This window comes from uncultured Microbacterium sp., assembly GCF_963528945.1.
Lineage (GTDB): Bacteria > Actinomycetota > Actinomycetes > Actinomycetales > Microbacteriaceae > Microbacterium.
Window position 1 is genome coordinate 131584 of record NZ_CAURWX010000001.1, and the last position, 21170, is coordinate 152753.

A 21170-nucleotide genomic window follows, 5' to 3' on the forward strand; every position below is an offset into this window, starting at 1 on the left:
ATGGAAATCGTTCGTCGCCATGCTCACCGCCGCGACGCTCGTCGCGGTCGGACTCACCCTCGCCGACACCGCACCCGCAGAGGCCGTCGTCGTGCAATGGGGCACGAACTCGGGCGACGCACCGAACTATCAGGCGAACGTGAACGGCGACTTCCTCATGGCGGGGAACGGCGTCCTGGCCTGCACCACGGCGTCGTCGACGACCGTGGGCACCTGCAACGACCTGCACGCCGCATCCAGCACCAACGCGGAGAACGTGAACGACAACTTCGTGATGTCGAACAGCAACACGGTCACGGGGTTCACCACCAACTCCTCGAGCGCGACGATCACCGTGCCGGCCGGCTCGACCGTGGTCAAGGCGTTCCTCTCCTGGAGCGGCAACACCGGCGCATTCACCGGCGACACCCGCGCGCTCTGCACGACCTACTCCGCGGCCCGCGGCGTGGCCACGCTCCCCGCGGGCTCGACGACGGGTTACCTCAACAGGGCGGTGCAGCTGAAGGTCGGCGGCGACGCCATCACCACGGTGTCGCCGCAGAACGTGCTCGTCGACCCGACGACGCAGGCGACGGCCCGGTACTACTCGGCGAGCGCGGATGTGACGTCGGCCTTCGCGAACGCGGCGACGGGCGGGAACATCACGGTGTCCGCCGGCAACATCTGGGCCCCCACCGGCGCCGGATGCTACGCCGGGTGGTCGGTGACCGTGGTCTACGACTTCGGCACCTACATCCCCGGCAACACGGCATCCGTACCGCACAACATCATCTACTACGAAGGTCACGTGCGTCAGGGAGCATCCGATCCCGATCTGACCGTCGCGTTCAACGGCTTCACCGCCGTCGCGCCGGGCACCCGCGCTGGCTTCACCCTGTTCGAGGGCGACCGCAACATCACCGGAGACACGGCGTCGTACTCGCGCGGCACCTCGACGACGTTCACGCCGATCGCGAACCCCGCCGGCGCGACGAACAACTTCGGCATCGGCCGGGCCGAGGGGTCCGTTCGGTATACCGGCACGGGAACGACCGCCTTCACCAACCAGAGCGTCGACGTCGCGACAGCCTCGCTGGCGAACGTCGTGGCCGGCGACTCGCGCGTCAACCTGCGCCTCGGTACCAGCGGCGACTCGTACCTCCTGCGCAACGCGGTGCTGTCGGTCCCGACGGCGGGGCTGCAGATCTCGAAGACGTTCAACGGCACGAGCGACACGCAGTCGCGCACCGCGGGCGAGCTCGCGACCTTCACGGTGCGCATCACGAACACCGGGGCGGGCACCCTCCGCAACATCGCCGTCACCGACGATCAGGCCGACTGCGCGCGCAACCTCGGGGCGATCACGCTGGCGCCGCAGGAGTCGACGAGCTTCACCTGCACGGCGACCGCGCCCTCGTCGACCGGATACACCTCGACGGCGGAGGCGACGGCCTACACCGTCGCGGGCAACTACCTGGCGCAGGACAGCGACAGCACGACCGTTCTGCTCAGCGCGATCTCGATCGCGAAGACGAGTTCGCTCGCGCCGGGCGCAACCGGACGCGCCGGCGATGTCGTCACCTACACCTTCACCGTCACGAACACCGGTCAGGCACCGCTGACCAACATCGCCATCAGCGACCCGTTGCCGCGCCTCTCGGCGATCACCTTCGGAGCGTGGCCGGGCACGGTCGGAACGCTGACCGCCGGGCAGTCGGTGACCGCCACGGCCACCTACACGCTTACGCAGAGCGACGTCGACGCGGGCTCCGTCGCGAACACGGCATCCGTCAGCGCCGACGACAACGACGGGGGAGTCAAGCCCGTCGGCTCGAGCAACCGCGTCACTCCCTTGGCCTCCGCGCCGGGCATCTCGGTGACGAAGACCGGTGCCCTCGCCTCCGGCGCGACCGGACGCGTCGGCGACCGCATCACCTACACGTTCACGTTCACGAACACCGGCAACGTCACGCTCGCGAACGCGTCCCTCGTCGACCCGCTCCCCGGACTGTCGCCCCCGGTCGTGACCTGGCCGACCGCGACCGCCGGAGTCCTCCCCGTGGGTCAGACCGCCACCGCCACCGCCACCTACACGATCACACAGGCAGACGTCGACGCCGGATCCGTCCGCAACACCGCCACCGTCACCGCCCGCACCCCCTCCGGCACCACAGCCACCGGCACCTCTCCGCAGGTCCAGGTCGCGACCATCGCCTCCGCCCCGGCCCTCTCGACGACGAAGTCGGGAACCTTCACCTCCGGAACCGGCGGAGTCGGCAGCGTCATCACCTACAGCTTCACCGCCCGCAACACCGGCAACACCACTCTCACCGGGGTCTCGATCGCCGACCCGCTCGCCGGTCTGTCGCCGCTCACCTACACGTGGCCCGGGACGGCCGGCCGTCTCGCCCCCGGCCAAGCCGCCACCGCCACCGCGACCTACACCGTCACCCAGGCCGACGTCGACGCGGGCGCCGTGCGCAACACCGCCGTCGGCACCGCCACCACCCCGGCCGGGGCGACCCTCAGCGCCCCGAGCGCACAGTCGACCGTCGCCACCGCGACCGCAGCGCCCGCCGTCACGCTCACCAAATCGGGCGCGCTGATCCCGGGCAGCACGGGCCGCGCCGGCGACACCGTCGCCTACACGTTCACCCTGACCAACACCGGCAATGTCACCCTCACCGAGGCAGCCATCACCGACCCGCTGCCCGGACTGTCGGCTCTCGTCTACGCCTGGCCTGGGGCCGCGGGCACCCTCGCCCCCGGACAGGTCGTCACGGCGACGGGCACCTACACCCTGCGCCAGAGCGATGTCGACGCCGGCGCTGTCGCCAACTCCGCCACGGCGACCGCCCGCCCGCCGATCGGGGCGCGCCTCAGTCAGACGCGGTCGGCCACGGTGCCGATCACGGCGACCAGCGCGCTCACCGTGCTCAAGTCCGGCGCGGTGACCACGGGCACCGGCGGCGTCGGAAGCACGGTCACCTACACGTTCTCGGCGACCAACAACGGAAACGTCACGCTCACCCAGGTCGCTCTCGCCGACCCGCTCCCCGGTCTCTCGGCGATCACCTCCACCTGGCCGGGCACCGCGGGCACGCTCGCCCCCGGCCAGACGGTCACCGGTACGGCGACGTACAGCATCCGACAGGCCGACGTGGATGCCGGTTCGGTGACGAATACGGCCACGGCGACCGGACGCACCCCGGTTGGCGCGACCGTGACCGGCAGCTCGCCGACCACCCGTGTCGCGACGGTCGCCGCGGCGCCCGCGACGTCCACCACGAAGACCGCGGCCGTGTCGGGCAGCGGACGCGTCGGCGACGTCATCACCTACACCGTGCGGACCACCAACACCGGAAACGTCACCCTCACCGGCGTGACGGTCACCGATCCGCTCCCCGGACTGTCGGCCTTCACCGCCACCTGGCCCGGGACCGCGGGGCGCCTCGCCCCCGGGCAGACCGTGGTCGCTGTCGCGACCTACACGATCCGGCAGGCCGATGTCGACGCCGGCTCCGTGCGCAACACCGCGAGCGCGACCGCGCAGTACGGCACGACGACCACGACGAGCTCCTCGCCGACCGTCACCACCAGCACGGCCCCCGCCGCGCCGGGGATCGTCGCCACCAAGAGCGGCGCGTTGCAGAGCGGCGCCACCGGCCGCGCCGGCGACACGATCGTGTGGACGATCAGCGTGCGCAACACCGGCAACGTCACGCTCACCGGCGTCGCGGCATCCGACTCGCTCCCCGGCATCTCCGCCCCCGTCTACGGCACGTGGCCGAGCGGCACCGCAGGCGTGCTCGCGCCGGGGCAGGTCGTCACCGCGACGGCCACGTCGGTGATCACGCAGGCCGACGTGAACGCCGGCGCAGTCAGCAACACCGCCACCGGGTCGGGCACGCCCCCGACGGGCGCCGCGGTCGCCAGCCCCAGCGCCCCGTCGACGGTCTCGCTCGCCGCGGTCCCCAGTCTCTCGATCGCCAAGACGGGTGCCGTGACCGCCGGTTCCGGGGGCGTGGGCAGCACCATCACGTACACGTTCCGCGCCACCAACACCGGCAACGTGACCTTGACCGGCGTCGCCGTCGACGACCCGCACCCCGGCCTGTCCGCGCTCACCTACACCTGGCCGGGCACCGCCGGCACTCTGCAGCCGAACCAGACGGTGACGGCGACCGCGACGTACGCGATCCGCCAGAGCGATGTGGATGCCGGTGCGGCGAGGAACACGGCCACCGTCCGCGGCACCCCACCCACGGGGGCCGATGTCACCGCCAGCTCGGGGGAGGTGGCGGTCGCCACCGTGGCGGCAGCGCCTGCCATCACGACCACGAAGTCCGCCACCGGCGCGGGCGGCGGCGTGGGCAGCACCGTGACCTACTCCTTCCGCGCCACCAACACCGGAAACGTCACCCTCACCGGCGTCGCGATCGGCGATCCGCTCCCCGGCCTGTCGGCACTGACCTACACCTGGCCCGGCACCGCGGGCAGCCTCGCTCCGGGGCAGAGCGTCACCGCGACCGCCACCTACGTCGTCACTCAGGCCGACGTGGATGCCGGGTCGATCACCAACGCCTCCACCGCGCGAGGCACCGGTCGGGGCACCGCCGTCGAGGCATCCTCTGGTCCCGTGGTCACCGCCACGGCGCCGATCGCCCCGGGCATCGCCGTGACCAAGACCGGGACGCTGAACGGCGCCGGCGTCGCCGGCGACACGGTCTCCTACGCGTTCACCGTGCGCAACCCCGGAAACGTCACCCTCACGGGGGTCGCGCTCGCCGACCCGCTCATCGCCGGCGGCGAGATCCCGCTGTCCGGGTGGGCGGGAGCCGCGGGCACGCTCGCCCCCGGTGCCGCCGTCACCGGCACCGCGACCTACACGCTCACCCAGAGCGACGTCGATGCCGGCGCGGTCGCGAACACGGCGACGGCGACGGGGCAGCCCCCGCGCGGTGCCGCCGTCTCGGGCACCGGACTGTCGACCGTGCCCATCGCCGCGGCGCCCGCGATCGCCGTCACGAAGACCGGTGCGATCACCTCGGGCACGGGCGGTCCGGGCAGCACCATCACCTTCACCTTCAGCATCCGCAACACGGGAACCGTCTCGCTCGGCTCCGTCGCACTCAGCGACACCCTCGCCGGCCTCAGCACGCCGACCCTGACCTGGCCGGGCTCGGTCGGCACACTCGCGCCCGGTCAGACCGCCACGGGCACGGCGACCTACACGGTGCGCCAGGCCGACGTCGACGCCGGCTCCGTGCGCAACACCGCCTCGGTGAGCGGACGCGCGTCGAACGGCACCGTCGTCTCGGCGAACTCCACCGCGACGGTGCCGACCGTCGCGGCCGACCCCGACCTGACCGTCGCCAAGACCGCCACCGTGGGCGGCGGCGGTCGTGTGGGCGACGTCGTGCAGTACGGCATCCGCGTGGAGAACACGGGAAATCAGACGCTCACCGGTGTGGCGATCGCCGACGACCTCCCAGGGCTGTCCGGACTCGCGGTCACCTGGCCCGGCACCGCGGGTACCCTCACGCCGGGGCAGGTCGCCACGGCACGGGGCAGCTACGTCATCACGCAGGCCGACGTGAACGCCGGCACGATCCGCAACCGCGCCACCGCCACGGCGACGGCTCCCGGAGGGGTGCCCGTCACCGGCGCGGCCACCCGAGACACCGCGACGATCGCCGCCAACCCGCAGCTCGCCCTCGCGAAGAGCGCCGCGCTGCCCGCCGGAGCGACCGGACGCGCGGGCGACGTGGTCACGTACACCTTCACCGTGCGCAACCCCGGCAACGTGACGCTCACCGGCGTCGCGCTCGCCGATGCCCTGCCGGGACTCTCCCCGATCACGGTCGCCGCGTGGCCGGGCGCGCCCGGCTCCCTCGAGCCGGGCCAGAGCGTCACCGCCACCGCCACCCGGCCCCTGACCCAGGCCGACGTCGACGCGGGTGCGGTGGCGAACACGGCCACGGCCACCGCGACGGCCCCCGGGGGCGCGGCGCTGCAGCAGACCGCCGCGGCCACGCTCCCCGTCGCTCCCGCCGCTGCGCTCACGCTCGCCAAGGCCGGTTCGTACACGAGCGGCAGCGGCGCGGTCGGCAGCGTGGTGACCTACCGCTTCACCGCGCAGAACACCGGCAACGTCACCCTGACGGGTGTGACGATCTCCGACCCGCGCCCCGGCCTCAGCCCGCTCGTCCTCGCGTGGCCGGCCGACGCCGGCACCCTGGCTCCCGGTCAGCAGGTCACGGGCACGGCGACCTACACCGTCACGCAGGCCGACGTCGACACCGGCAGCATCACCAACATCGCCACGGTCTCGGGCACACCGCCGAGCGGCCCCGCGGTCGGGGCATCGTCTCCCGCCGTCGTCCTCGCGACCGCGCAGGCGGGTCCAGCGGTGGCGACCACCAAGTCCGCCGTCGTCAACGGCACCGGCTCCGTCGGCGACGTGGTCGACTACACGATCACCGCCACCAACACGGGCAACGTCACGCTCCGGTCGGTCGCGATCTCCGACACGCTGCCGGGCCTCACGCCGCTGCAGTACACCTGGCCGGGCACGGCGGGCGCCCTTGCACCGGGGCAGTCGGTCACCGCGACCACCTCGCACACCATCACCCAGGCCGACGTCGACGCCGGCACCCTCGTCAACGTCGCGACCACCAGCGGCACCGCACCCGGGGGCACGACCGTGAGCGGTGCATCCCCGGCGGTCACCACACCGACCGCCGCGGGCGTGCCGCAGGTGCAGGTGACGAAGTCCGGGGCGCTTCCCGCGGGTGCCACGGGCGTCGCCGGCGAGACCATCACATGGACCGTCGTGCTCCGCAACACCGGCAATGTCACGCTCACGGGAGTGACCGCTGCGGACTCGCTGCCCGGCATCAGCGCCCTCGCCTACGGCCCCTGGCCCGGCGGCGTCAGCGGGACTCTGGCCCCCGGCGCCGCCGTCACCGCCACGGCCACCAGCGTCGTCCGGCAGTCCGACGTGAACGCCGGCTCCGTGGCGAACACCGTGAGCGCCACGGGCGCCCCCGCTCGCGGTCAGGCGGCGACCGCCGTGAGCGCGGCCACCGTGCCGCTCGCCGCTGCCCCGCGTCTCGTGCTCGACAAGACCGGCGCCTACACCGCCGGCGACGGTGCCGTCGGCGACACGATCACCTACACGTACACCGTGCGCAACGCCGGCAACGTCACCCTCACGGGCCTGGTGGTGACCGACCCGCACAACGGCCTGTCGGCGCTGAGCTACGGCGCGTGGCCGTCAGGCACGCCCGGCACGCTCGACCCGAACCAGGCCGTCACGGCGACCGCCACGTACACGGTGCGGCAGTCCGACGTGAACGTCGGCTCCATCACCGACACGGCCACCGTCTCCGGGCGCACGCCCGCCGGCGCCGCCGTGACCGCGGTCTCCCCGACCGTGGTGCTCGGCACGGCGGCAGCAGCGCCGACGATCACCGCTGCGAAGACGGCGACCGTGTCGGGCAGCGGGGGAGTGGGTGACCTGGTCGTCTACACGCTCACCGCCACGAACGCGGGGAACGTGACGCTCACGGGCGTTGCCCTGACCGACCCCGCTCCCGGCCTCACGCCGCTCGCCTACGGCCAGTGGCCCGGCGCGACCGGCACGCTGCAGCCCGGGCAGAGCGTGTCGGCGACGACCACCCACCGCATCACCCAGGCCGATGTCGACGCCGGCACCATCGCGAACACCGCGACCGCCACCGGCACCCCGCCGTCGGGCCCCGCCGTCTCCGGCTCGGCATCGCGGAGCATCACCACGGCGGCTGCAGCCCCCGACCTCGAGGTCGTCAAGCGCGGCGTGCCCGCCTCCGGAGCGACCGGGCGTGCGGGCGAGACCGTCGAGTTCACCTTCTCGCTGCGCAACACCGGCAACGTCACGCTCTCGAACGTCACACTGACGGATGTTCTGCCCGGTCTCTCGCCGGTGTCGTTCACCTGGCCGGGCGCCGCGGGCGAGCTGGCGCCGGGGCAGACCGCCACCGCTCGGGCATCGGTCGTCCTCACCCAGGCCGACGTCGACGCGGGCGGCGTGACCAACACCGCCGACGTCTCCGCATCCGCTCCTGCGGGCACGACGATCGAGCGCACGGCCGCCGTCACCGTGCCCGTGGTCGCCGCTGGCGCTCTCACGATCAGCAAGACGGGCGCCATCGTCGACGGGGATGTCGGTGAGGCGGGCGACACCATCCGCTTCTCCTTCTCGTTCACGAACACGGGCAACGTCACCCTGTCCGGAGTCGAGCTCGCCGACAGCATCGCCGGTGTCGACCCGGTGCCCGTCTGGCCCGGAACTCCGGGCGTGCTCGCACCGGGGGCGACGGCCACCGCGACCGCGGACTACACGATCACGCAGGCCGATGTCGACGCCGGAACCGTGGTGAACGCCGCGACCGTGGCAGGCCGGACCCCTGCGGGCACGGCGGTCAGCGCGTCCGACGACGTCTCGGTGGCGACGGGCGCGCAGCGCGCGCAGCTCACGCTCTCGAAGGTCGGCTCGACGCTGCCAGGCGAGGCCGGGGTCGGCGACACCGTCACGTATGCGCTGACGCTCACCAACGCCGGCAACGTCACCGTTTCCGGTCTCACCCTCACCGACGACCGTCCCGGTGTGGTCCTCGCGCCGGCGACGTGGCCCGTCACCGAGGGCGTGCTCGCCCCGGGAGAGTCGGCCACGGCATCCGCGACCTACGTCCTCACGCAGGCCGACGTGGACGCCGGATCGGTCGAGAACACCGCACGCGCCGCCGGCACGGCCCCCGGCCCTCAGGGACCCGTCGCGGTCGAGGTCGTCAGCGACGCGAGTCTTGTGGCGACCGAGCGTTCGGCGCCGGCGCTCGTCGTGACCAACAGCGGGGTCCTCCCCGAGGGGGCCGCGGCGGGGTCCGCGGTCACCTGGACGTACGTGCTGCGCAACGCCGGAAACGTGACGCTGAACGGGGTCACGCTGACCGACGCGCTGGCGGGCACGTCCGCACCGACCTACGACTGGCAGGGCGGCACGCCGTTCTCGCTCGCGCCGAACCAGGTGGTCACGGCGACCGCGACGACGATTCTCACGCAGGCCGACGTCGACGCCGGGGCGATCGTCAGCGTGGTCACCGGTCGTGGCGCGCCCGTGGTGGGCGCCGAGGTCACCGCGACCGCGCCGGCGACGGTGCAGATCGCCGCCCCGGCCGACATCACGCTGCGGAAGAGCGCGGATCGCACCGCCGATCTCTCCGAGGGCGACGTCGTCACGTTCACCTTCACCATCCGCAACAGCGGCGAGCTGACCCTCGACGGGGTGGCCATCACCGACCTGCTTCCCGGACTCTCTGCCGTCACCTACGGCCCGTGGCCGGGCCGTGCCGGCACGCTCGCGCCCGACGAGACGGTCACCGCGACGGCGACATACCGCGTCACGCAGGCCGACGTCGACCGGGGCGGGATCGACAACAGCGCCACCGCGAGCGGCCGCCCGCCGACGGGCGACGCGGTTTCGGACACTGCGGCCGTGCGGCTCGACACCGTGGCCGCCGCACCGGAACTGACCCTCGACAAGACGACGACACAGGATGCGGTCGTGCTCGGCGACGTCGTGGAGTACGAGTTCGCCGTCGAGAACTCCGGCAACGTGACCCTCTCGGGGGTGGCCGTCGCCGATGCGCTCCCGGGCCTCTCCGCGATCTCGTACGGCACCTGGCCCTCCGGGGAGGCGGGCCTGCTCGCTCCGGGCGACACCGTCACCGCCCTCGCCCGCTACACCGTGACGCAGGCCGATGTCGACGCGGGCACCGTGCGCAACGCCGCCCGTGTCAGCGGGCTGCCTCCGACGGGAGCAGCCGTCGAGGCCACCGACGCCGTCGACGTCGCCGCGGCGGATGCATCGCCCGCCCTGTCGGTCGATAAGACGGGCGCTCTCGCCGCCGGTTCCACCGGCCGCGCCGGTGACGCGGTCGAGTACCGCTTCTCGGTGACGAACACCGGAGACGTGACCTTCTCGGATGTGCAGTTCACCGACCCGCTCGCGGGCCTCAGCCCCATCGCCGTGACCTGGCCGGATGCGGCGGGCGTGCTCGCCCCCGGTCGCACGGCGACGGCGAGCGCCACCTACACGCTCACCCAGGCCGATGTCGACGCCGGCTCGGTCGCCAACACCGTCACCGTCGGCGGTGCGCCCGCACGCGGCGAGCTGCCCCCGGCAGCCGAGCGCAGCGACAGCCACACCGTCCCCATCACTCCCGGCGCGGCGTTGTCTGCGGTGAAGTCGGGGGTGTTCCTGGATGGGGGGATCGGGCAGGTCGGTGATGTCATCCAGTACGAGATCGTGGCGACGAACACGGGGAATGTGACGATCTCGGAGGGTGGTCTGATCGATCCGATGCCGGGTCTGTTCGATGTGTCGATCGCGTGGTCGGGTGTTCCGGGTGTGTTGGAGGTCGGCGATTCGGTGACGGGTCGGGGCAAGTATCGGATCACGCAGGCGGATGTGGATGCCGGGTCGGTGGTGAACACGGGCACGGTCGGTGGGCGCACCCCCGCCGGCGCGCCCGTTCGCGTCGACACCAACACCGTCACGATCAACACCGTGCTCCCCGCACCGGGCATCGCCGTGACGAAGACCGGACAGGTCTCGGGCGACGGCGCCGTCGACGACACCGTCTCCTACGCGTTCGAGGTCCGGAACACCGGCAACGTCACCCTCACCGACGTCTCCCTCACCGACACGCTCCCCGCGGTCGCCGTGTCGGAGATCGTGTGGCCGGATGCCGCGCAGCCGGGACGCCTCGCGCCCGGCGAGGTCGCCCGGGCCACGGGCCTGCTCACGATCACGCAGGCCGACGTGAACGCCGGGCGTATCGACAACACGGCGACCGCGACGGGCCTGCCCGTGCGCGGTGGCGACCGCATCTCCGCGGAGTCCCCGGTGAGCACGGTCACGACGGTCGCGGCGGCTCCCGCGCTCACCGTCACCGACAGCGGTGCCCTGGCCGCGGGCGGCACCGGCGTCGCCGGCGACGAGGTCGTCTGGACCTACGTGCTGACCAACTCGGGCAACGTCACCCTCTCCGCCGTGGCGCTGACCGACGCTCTCGCCGGCGTCGGCGCGCCGGCCTACACCTGGACGACCCCCGTCGGTGAACTCGCCCCCGGCACCTCGGTCACCGCCACGGCCCGTTACTCCCTCACCCAGGCCGACGTCGACGCTGGAGCGGTGACGAGCGTCGTCACCGGCTCGGGAACGCCGCAGGTGGGGGCGGGCGTCGTCGCCACGACCGCGGCCACGCTGCCGATCGTGCGCACGCCGGAACTCGTCGTCACCAAGGCCGCGACCGCGCCCGACGCACCCGGTGTCGGTGACACCGTCACCTACGACTTCACGATCGAGAACCGAGGCAACGTCACCCTCTCCGGTGTCGTGCTCGACGACCCGCTCCCCGGCCTCAGCGTGCCGAGCATCGACTGGCCCGACCAGAGCCGCGTGCTCGCCCCGGGCGCGGTCGCCACGGCATCCGCCACGTACACGATCACGCAGGCCGACGTCGACGCGGGCGCGGTGCGGAACAGCGCGACAGCCTCGGCGACCGCCGCGGGAGGGACGCCGCTGACCTCCGACCCGGCGACCACCCTCACCCTCACGGCGACGGCGAACCCGCAGCTCACCACGACGAAGTCCGCCGCGATCGATGGCGTCGGCACCGTCGGGCAGACGATCTGGTACGCGATCGCGGTCGAGAACACCGGCAACGTCACCCTCGAGGGAGTGACCGTCACCGACCCGCTCGAGGGGCTGTCCGCCCTCGACCTGACGTGGCCCGCCGAACCCGGCGTGCTGGCCCCCGGCGAGATCGTGAACGCGGCCGGCCGCTACGTGATCACCCAGGCCGACATCGATCGCGGCTCGATCGTCAACACCGCGACCGCCGCGGGCACTCCGCCCACCGGTCCTGCGATCGACGACGCGTCCGCGCCGAACACCGTCGTGCTGCCCGCCGCGGCGCCCGACGCAGTGCTCACCAAGACCGGACGACTGCAGGCCGGCGCCACCGGCGCGGTCGGCGACCCCGTCGAGTTCGCCTTCCGACTCGAGAACACGGGCAACGTGACCCTCTCGGAGGTCGCGCTCACCGACGACCTCGAGGGCCTGTCGGCCGTGGACGTCGTCTGGCCGGGCGAGCCGGGCGTTCTCGCACCGGGCAGTGCCGCCACGGGGTCCGCGGTCTACGCGCTCACCCAGGCGGACATCGACCGCGGCGCCGTCGACAACACGGCCACCCTCACCGCGAACCCCGCCCGTGGGGACGACGTCGTGCGGACGGCCTCGACACGCGTCGTCGTGCCGCAGACGCCCGGACTCGGCGCGGTGAAGACCGGAGTGCTCACCGACGGCGGCATCGGCCAGGTCGGCGATGTCATCCAGTACGAGGTCGTCGCCACGAACACCGGCAACGTGACCATCACCGAGGGCGGGCTCGTCGACCCGATGGAGGGGCTGTTCGACCTCTCCATCGCGTGGGCGGACCCGACGCGACCGGGCGTGGTCGAGGTGGGCGATTCCGTCACCGGGCGGGCGAAGTACCGCCTGACCCAGGCGGACGTCGACCGCGGGTTCGTCGAGAACACGGCCGAGGTGGGCGGCACGGCACCCGACGACTCGCGCATCGTCGTCGCCACGAACACCGTCCGCGTCGCGACGGTGCAGGCCGCAGGTTCCCTCGTCGTCGAGAAGAGCGGTGTGATCGAAGGCTCCGGCGGAGTCGGCTCGCCGATCGCCTACACGTTCGTCATCCGTAACGACGGCAACGTCACCCTCAGCGGCATCTCCCTCACCGATCCGCTGCCGGGTCTCGGCGAGCCGGTCATCGACTGGCCCGGTGACGACGGCGTGCTGCAGCCCGGCCAGGAGGCCGTGGCGACGGCGAGCTACGTCGTCACGCAGGCCGACGTCGACGCCGGCGCCGTGTCGAACGCCGCCACGGCGACGGGCAGCGGCGCCCGCGGCGGCACGGTGACCAGCCCCGCCGGCATCGCGACGGTGCCGACCCAGGGCATCCAGGCCTCCGTCGACGTCACCAAGGCCGCTGCGCTCGCACCCGGGTCGACCGGTATCGCGGGCGACATCGTGAACTGGTCGTACACACTGCGCAACACCAGCAACGTCACCCTGCGCGACGTCACCCTGGTGGATCGGCTCACGGCGTCCACCCCGGCGGTCTACGCCTGGCCCGACCCTGCCGCCCCCGGCGTGCTGCTCCCCGGACAGACGGTCACCGCGACGTCGACCTACGCGCTGACCCAGGACGACGTCGACCGCGGCTCGGTCGGCAGCGCCGTCGTCGGCACGGCGACGCCCCCGCGCGGTGCCGACGTGACGGGTGAAGCCGCGGCGTCCGTGGTCGTCGCCGCACGGCCGGCGCTCGAGGCGACGAAGTCGAGCGAGGTGAACGGCGCCGGGGCCCTCGGCGACCGTATCGACTACGCCTTCACCCTCACGAATACGGGCAACGTGACCCTGACCCTGGTCGACCTGCGGGACGCGCTTCCGGGCGTCTCCGACCCCGCCTTCGAATGGCCGGGAGAGCCGGGCGTCCTGCTCCCCGGGGAGACCGTCGACGCGACGGCCGAATACCGGATCACCCAGGCCGATATCGACCGCGGCACGGTGACCAACATCGCGACGGCGCAGGGCAAGCCGCCCGTCGGCGACCTCATCACCGTCTCCACCCCCGCGGTCGAGTCGACCGTGGCCCCCGCGGCTCCGGCGTTGAGCGTCGCGAAGACCGCGGATGTCGAGGGACCCGGTGCCGTCGGCGATCAGATCGCCTACGCCTTCCGGATCGAGAACACCGGCAACGTGACGGTCCGCGACATCGTGCTCGCCGACCCGTTGCCCGGCCTCTCCGCACCCGCCGTGGTGTGGCCGGAGGAGACCGGCGTGCTCGCGCCCGGCGAGGTCGCGACTGCGACGGCACGTTACACGCTCACGCAGGCCGACATCGATGCGGGCACCGTGACGAACACGGCGACCGCGACCGGCTCGTCGCGCGGCGGCGCGGTGGTCGGTACGGCGACCGCGACGGCGGAGACGGCTCCGGCTGCTCCGGCTCTCGAGCTCGACAAGGCCGGCGCCCTGGAGGGCGGCGCGGTCGGCGCCGTCGGGGAGAGCGTGCAGTACACCTTCACCGTCCGCAACTCCGGCACCCAGACGCTCACCGGTGTCGTGGTCACCGACCCCCTGCCCGGCCTCGGCGAGCTCGTGTTCGACTGGCCCGGTGCCGATGGCGTGCTCCCGGTGGGGGCGAGCGCCACGGCCACGGCGACCCACATCCTCACGCAGAGCGACGTCGACGCCGGAGCGGTGAGCAACGTCGCGACCGCGTCGGCCGTGCCCGCCCGAGGCGAGCTCGCCCCCGTCACCGATGCGGCGACCGTCGCGGTGCCGCAGAGCGCCGCGCTGTCCGCGGTGAAGTCGGGGGTGTTCGTGGGAGCGGGCATCGGGCAGGTCGGGGATGTGGTGCAGTACGAGATCGTGGCGACGAATACGGGCAATGTGACGATCTCGGAGGGTGGTCTGATCGATCCGATGCCGGGTCTGTTCGATGTGTCGATCGCGTGGTCGGGTGTTCCGGGTGTGTTGGAGGTCGGCGATTCGGTGACGGGTCGGGGCAAGTATCGGATCACGCAGGCGGATGTGGATGCCGGGTCCGTGGTGAACACGGGCACGGTCGGCGGACGCACGCCCGCCGGTGCGCTGATCGAGGTCGACACCAACACCGTGGTCATGAACACGGTCCTCCCTGCGCCCGGACTGTCGGTGGAGAAGACCGGCACTCTCGCGGGTGACGGCGGTGTCGGCGACACGATCGACTACGCCTTCACGATCGAAAACAGCGGCAACGTGACCCTCTCGGGCGTCGCCCTGTCCGACCCGCTTCCCGGGCTGAGCACGCCGGACGTCACCTGGCCCGGCACCCCCGGGGTGCTCGCCCCCGGGGCGACGGCCACCGCGGTCGCCGAGTACACGGTCACGCAGGCCGACGTCGACGCCGGGGCGGTGCGCAACGTGGCCGCCGCGACCGGAGCCACCCCCGGCGGAGAGGACGTCATGGGAGAGTCCCTCCCGAGCATCGTCGAGACCGCCCCGAGCGCACCCCGCGTCACGGTGACCGATCGCGGCGAGCTCGCGCCCGGTGCCACCGGTAAGGCCGGCGACACCGTCATCTGGACGTACACCCTCGCGAACCTCGGCAACGTCACGCTGTCGGACGTTGTGCTCTCCGACGCCGTCCCCGGAATCCCGACGCCGGAATACCTGTGGCCCGGTGTCGCCGGACAGCTCGCCCCCGGACAGACGGTCACCGCGATCGCGCGCTCCACGCTCACGCAGGCCGACGTCGACGCCGGCTCGGTGTCGAGTCTCGTGACCGGTGCGGGAACGCCGCCGACCGGAGCTCCCGCCTCGGCGACCACGGCCGCCACCGTGGCGGTGACGCCCGTCTCGGGCCTGATCCTGCAGAAGACCGGAACCCTCGACACCGCAGGCGCCAACGGTCCCGGCGACGGCGTCACCTTCGGCTTCCGGCTGGAGAACACCGGCACCGTGACCCTCCGCGACGTCAGCATCAGCGACGAGCTGACCGGGATCGGCCCGATCTCCATCGACTGGCCGGGCGCTCCCGGCACGCTCGCACCGGGGCAGACGGCCCTCGGCACCGCGCCGTACGCCATCAGCCAGGACGACGTCGACCGCGGACAGGTGGTGAACACGGCGACCGCGCGGGCGAACACTCCCGGCGGCACCCCTGTTCAGGCGTCGTCGACGATGCCGCCAATCGCCACGGCGAGCGAAGCGCCCGCCATCCGCACCGTGAAGGGCGGCACCTACATCAGCGGCGAGGGCGGCGTCGGCAGCGTCATCGAGTACTCCTTCGAGGTCACCAACACCGGCAACGTCACGTTGCGGTTGATCCGCGTCGTCGATGAGCTCGAGGGCGTCAGCACGCCCGACCTCGACTTCCCCTCGGTCACGGGCATCCTCGCCCCCGGCGCGAGCGCCGTCGGGACCGCGCGCTACACGGTCACCCAGGCCGACGTCGACGCCGGATCGATCGTGAACGTCGCGACCTCGTTCGGCACGTCGCCGCGCGGCACCGTGGTGTCGGGCACGTCCGATCCGTTCGAGATCGACACCGCGCCCCCGACGGCGCCCGGCAGCGCCTCGATCGAGACGACCCAGCGCGCAGCGCTCGCAGCGGGGGCCACGGGCGTGGTCGGCGACACCATCGAGTACACGTTCGCCATCCGCAACACCGGCAACCTCACCCTCGACGACGTCGAGCTCGACAACACCGTCGCCGGACTGAGTGGCTTCCGGTACAGCTGGCCCGATCCGGCCGCGCCGGGCCGACTGCTTCCGGGACAGGTCGTGACGATCACCGCCATCCACGTCATCACGCAAGCCGATGTCGACGCCGGCGTCGTGCGCAACACCGCCGTCGGCTCGGGCGAGCGCCCGCGCGGCGGCGAGGTCAGCGACCCGTCGGCACCGACGGTCGTGGAGCTGGCGGCCGCGGTGGGATCGCTGACGGTGGCCAAGACGGGTACGCCCACGGGCGACGGCACGGTCGGCTCCGGCATCGACTACTCCTTCACGGTCACCAACAACGGCGCCCTGACCCTCACGGGGGTCGCGTTGAGCGACGACCTCCCCGGTCTCGGCTCGATCGCCTACGGCACCTGGCCCGGCGAACCCGGCCGTCTCGCTCCGGGCGAGTCTGTCTCCGCGACGGCCGCGTACACCGTCGTGCAGGGCGATGTGGATGCCGGAGCCGTCCGTAACATCGCGGCCGCCTCGGGCGCCACGCTTCAGGGTGAGACGGTCGGTGCCGAGTCGCCGGAGTCGGTCGTCCCGACCGTCGCCGCGGCGCCGCTCATCGACCTGGTCAAGACGCAGCGTCTGGCCGACGGAGCCTCCGGACGTCCCGGCGACACCGTGGAGTACGCGTACTCGTTCCGCAACGACGGCAACGTGACCCTCACCGGGGTGACGCTGGCGGATGCGCAGCCGGGCCTCTCGGACATCCGCATCATCTGGCCGGGCGAGCCGGGTGTGCTGGCCCCCGGTCAGACCGCCACGGCTGTCGCGACCTACGTTCTGCAGCAGGCGGATGTCGACGCCGGCGGGGTCGCCTCGACCGCGACGGTCAGCGGACTCGGCGGGGGCGCCGCCGCGACCGACACCGCCGACGGTTCCGTGGCCGTCGACGCCGCACCCGCGATGGAGCTGCAGAAGTCGAGCACGCTCGAGACCGTCGCGCAGCAGGGTGCGGGAGTGCGGTACGAGATCCGCGTCACCAACACCGGCAACGTGACCCTCACGGATGTCGCCGTGACCGACGAGCTCGCCGGTCTGGGACCGCTCACCGTCGTGTGGCCCGGCGAGCCCGGACGGCTCGCCTCCGGGGAGACCGCGGTCTTCTCCGCCCGGTATGTGATCAGCCAGGCCGATGTCGACCGAGGCTCGATCGTCAACACCGCGGACGGCACGGCGTCCGCCCCCGACGGTACGGAGATCACCGCGTCCGACGACGACGTGCGCCCCGTTCCGCGCACCGCGGCGATCGACCTGCGGATGTCGATCGCCATCGCCGACGGACAGGCGGGCTTCGCCGGTGACACGCTCGTGTTCTCCTACACGGCGACGAACACGGGCACGACCACTCTCACCGGCGTGCGGATCGTCGACCCCTACCCGGGGCTCTCCGACATCGAGTACCTGTGGCCCGGCGAGCCCGGTGTCCTGCTGCCGGGGCAGTCCGTCACGGCGATCGCCCGCGTGACGGTCACGCCGGCCATGGAGGGCACCGTCGTCTCCTCGCAGGCGCAGGTGACGAGCGTCGAGGTCGAGACCTCCGAGCCGGTGCTCGATACGGCGGCCGCGTCGATCGAGCTCCCCGCCCGCCTCGGGGGCATCCTCCCGATCCCGCTGCCCGCCACCGGTGCCGACCCGAGCGGCCCGCTCGGCGTGGCGGGCCTGTTCCTGCTGACGGGCCTGGTCGTGCTCCTCGTCGCGCGCCGCCGCCGCGACCACTCCGCGTCCTGATACTTTTCCCCGGCAGTCCCGAACTCGAAAGGCCTCGCATGCACCTCCTCCGCACCCTCCCCGCGCCGTCCCCCTCCGTCGTCTCCGCGCCGCGCGTCGGAACGATGACGCGTCGGATGCTCGGCGCCGGGCTGGCGTTGGTGCTCGGCGTCGCGGGCCTCAGCGCCTGCACGGGAGACGCGAAGCCCGATCCCACGCCCACTCCGACCGCCACCGAGGCGTCTGCCGGGGTGACCGACATCACCGACGCGCCGGGTTCGGGAGAGGGCCTGGTGGGGGCTCTCGCGGACACGACGGTCGAGACGTGCGAACAGGGCGACGGCGCGTGGGATGTGGCCGGCACGGTCACGAACTCGTCGGAGGCGGCCGCCTCGTACCGGATCTACGTCTCGCTGTTGACCGCGGGTGGGGAGACCCGTGCACTCTCGCAGGTCGATGTCGAGCCGATCGACGCCGGCGCCGAGACCGAGTGGTCGACGTCGATCGATCTCGACGAGGAGGACCTCTCCTGCGTCCTCCGTGTGGAGCGCTACGCCGTCGAGGGGTGAGTCATCGGGCCGAGCTTCGCGCCGTTCCCCTCACGCCGCTCCCGGTCCCGGCTGCGGGCAGGGGAGCGCGCGCGGTGACGCCCGACCACGGAGGGTGAGGGGGCGACCCTTCAGCGAGCGCGGTGATCTTCGGGGGCCAGGCGCGGACCGCGACGCGGCTCCTGCACGCCGCTCGCGTGGATGAGACGCAGCACGCGCTGACGGTGTCCCTGCCAGGGCGCGAGGAGCGCGAGCATGCCGTCGTCGTCGGTGCGGGAGCCGGTGAGCGCGTACCCGACCTGGTGGGCCAGGTGGTAGTCGCCGACGCTCACGGCGTCGGGATCGCCGAGCGCCCGGATGCGGGTCTCGGCCGACGTCCACGGTCCGATCCCCGGCAGGCTCGTGAGGATGCGCTCCCGCTCGGCGCCGATCTCGGTGCCGCGCACGGCTCGCTCTATGCTGTCGCCGCGTTGCGCCGCTCGCACGATCGTCTTCGACTGCGGCGGCTCGACGCCGGCCCGCTGCCAGGTCCACGAGGGGATGGTGCGCCAGACCGCAGCCGGGGGAGCGGCGGCCATCGCACGCGGCGTCGGCCCGGGCGCGCGCTCGCCGAAGCGGGCGACGAGGTATCGCCACGCACCGAACGCCTGCATGCCCGTGACCTTCTGCTCGATGATCGCGCACGCCAGAGCGTCGAACACCTCGTCGGTGCGGGCGAGACGGATGCCCGGGTTGCGGTGCGCGGCGTCGGCGATCAACGGATGCCCGGACGGATCGAACCCGGAGGAGTCGTCGTCCCGACCGCAGAGGCGCGGCACCCGGTCGAGCGCCTCCTCGGCGCCGGGACCCCATGCCGTGGCCCTGACCTCGCCGACGGCGGCGCGCAGCGCGAGGGTCGCGATGCCGCCGGGGGTGCGCAATGCCCGCCAGATGATGCCGTTCTCGATCACCATCGTCGGATCGGTTCGACCGCGGCGTAGCATGCCGACCGAGCGGATCAGATCGAGCGCATGAGCCGGACGGTAAACGGTCTCCCGCGCGGAGCCGGAGGACGCGGCATCGGCCGCCCCGGCATCCGCGATCATCGTCATGCGCCCACCCTACGTCGGGCGTCCGACAATCGCGTGGGAGCGATCAGAAGCGGTCGGGCGAGGGGGTGCCGTGGCCGTAGCGGATGACGACGTCGGCGTGACGGTCGAAGCGGTAGCCGATGCCGCGCACGGTGCGCACGATGTCCTCGTACCGCCCGAGCTTCGCGCGCAGACGCCGCACGTGCACGTCGATCGTGCGCTCGCCGGGGGTCTCGTCGTCCTGCGCCTGCCACAGGGCCGAGACGAGCTCCGAGCGCTCGATGGTCCGTCCCTCGCGCAGCACGAGGTACTGCAGCAGTTCGAACTCCTTGTAGGTGAACGATGCTGATTCCCCGTCGATGAGCACGCGCTTGCGCGAGATGTCGACGGTGACGCCGCCGTCCTCGTCGGCCTGCTCCTCTTCGGCGGCGGCCTTCGTGCGGGCGATCGCGCCCGGCTCCTGCAGGGCGAGGCGCACGACGTCGAGGTCGCGGCCACCGGAGCCGTGGGGGGCCAGCGCGACGGTGGCGTGCGTCTCGGCCCCGGGTGCCAGTTCGGCGAGGGTGCGGCGCAGGGCGTCGACGAGCAGCGGCAGGCTCACGCCGGCTTCGGCCGCCTTGATCTCGTCGAGGCCCACGTACAGGGCGAAGCCGCGCGGGGAACGCGCGGCGGGGAGGTCGGCGGCGGAGTTCAGCGCGGCGTCGGCAGGTGCGGAGGTGCGGACGGCGGGACGCTCGAGAAGGGCGGTGTTCGACATGATGATGGGGTCCTCAGGACGTGAGCCGAAGGGCTCGGATGCGTTGCATGAATGACCGGGCGAGCCGGGAAGCGAGCAGGGGGTGGATGCTCGGGGACTCAGGCCGCGCAGATAGCGCGAAAACGAGTCGGGCGGAGTGGCTGTTCGTTCAGCGACACATTCGGCAACACATGCCAACGCGACCGGGCATCATCATCCCGGCAGTCCCGTTCGCCTCCTGGGCGGACAAAGGGCGTGCGTTGGTGGTCATGGGGGGATTATGTCCGATCGTGTCCGTTCGTGTCAAAACGACGACAGGTCGGCGCGCCGGGCGTAACGTGGATGCGATGACGACCTCGACCCTCGCATCCGGCTTCATCCTCACCGACGAGAAGGATGCCTCGCGCTTCACCCTGACGCGCGACGGGCAGCTCGTGAGCGTGCTGGACTACCGGGACGACGGGCGGACGATCGCCCTCACTCGGGCGTTCACGGTGCCGACTTTCCGCGGGCACGGCTACGCCGGCGTCGTCGTCGAAGGTGCGGTGGCCGAGATCGAGGCGCGGGGCGATCGCAAGGTCGCCGCGGTCTGCTGGTACGTCTCGGACTGGTTCTCGGCGCACCCGGAGAAGGCCGCGCTGCTGCGTTCGCGATGACGTCGCGCATGTGACGCCGTATGACGCCGCGCCGCAATGCCGATCGACGCGTCGATGGCTTCGACGGCACGCCGCGGC

5 protein-coding genes are annotated in these 21170 nt (G+C 72.6%); 3 read left to right on the top strand and 2 right to left on the bottom strand.

From position 1 onward, the window contains the following. Window positions 1-19 precede the first annotated feature (19 nt). Both RWS82_RS00605 and RWS82_RS00610 read left to right on the top strand, forming a co-directional pair. Complete coding sequence (locus tag RWS82_RS00605; RefSeq protein ID WP_314645783.1) at window positions 20-18103, top strand: LPXTG cell wall anchor domain-containing protein; 18084 nt, start codon at window positions 20-22, stop codon at window positions 18101-18103. A 38-nt stretch (window positions 18104-18141) separates the two neighbouring features. Then, on the top strand, window positions 18142-18651 hold the full coding sequence (locus tag RWS82_RS00610; protein WP_314645785.1) for a hypothetical protein: 510 nt from the start codon (window positions 18142-18144) through the stop codon (window positions 18649-18651). 110 nt (window positions 18652-18761) lie between these two features. Here the strand turns inward: RWS82_RS00610 and RWS82_RS00615 are convergent, their stop codons facing one another. Both RWS82_RS00615 and RWS82_RS00620 read right to left on the bottom strand, forming a co-directional pair. Beyond that, a complete protein-coding gene (locus RWS82_RS00615) occupies window positions 18762-19721 on the bottom strand; it encodes a DNA-3-methyladenine glycosylase 2 family protein (protein WP_314645786.1) in 960 nt (319 codons plus the stop codon). Between the two features lie 43 nt (window positions 19722-19764). Next, window positions 19765-20457, bottom strand: coding sequence for a winged helix-turn-helix domain-containing protein (locus RWS82_RS00620; protein ID WP_314095534.1), 693 nt, complete (start codon window positions 20455-20457; stop codon window positions 19765-19767). Window positions 20458-20783: 326 nt separating this feature from the next. Between RWS82_RS00620 and RWS82_RS00625 the strand changes: the two genes are divergently transcribed. Beyond that, window positions 20784-21092, top strand: a complete 309-nt coding sequence (locus RWS82_RS00625; protein ID WP_314645790.1) for a GNAT family N-acetyltransferase — start codon at window positions 20784-20786, stop codon at window positions 21090-21092. The last annotated feature ends 78 nt before the right edge of the window (window positions 21093-21170 follow it).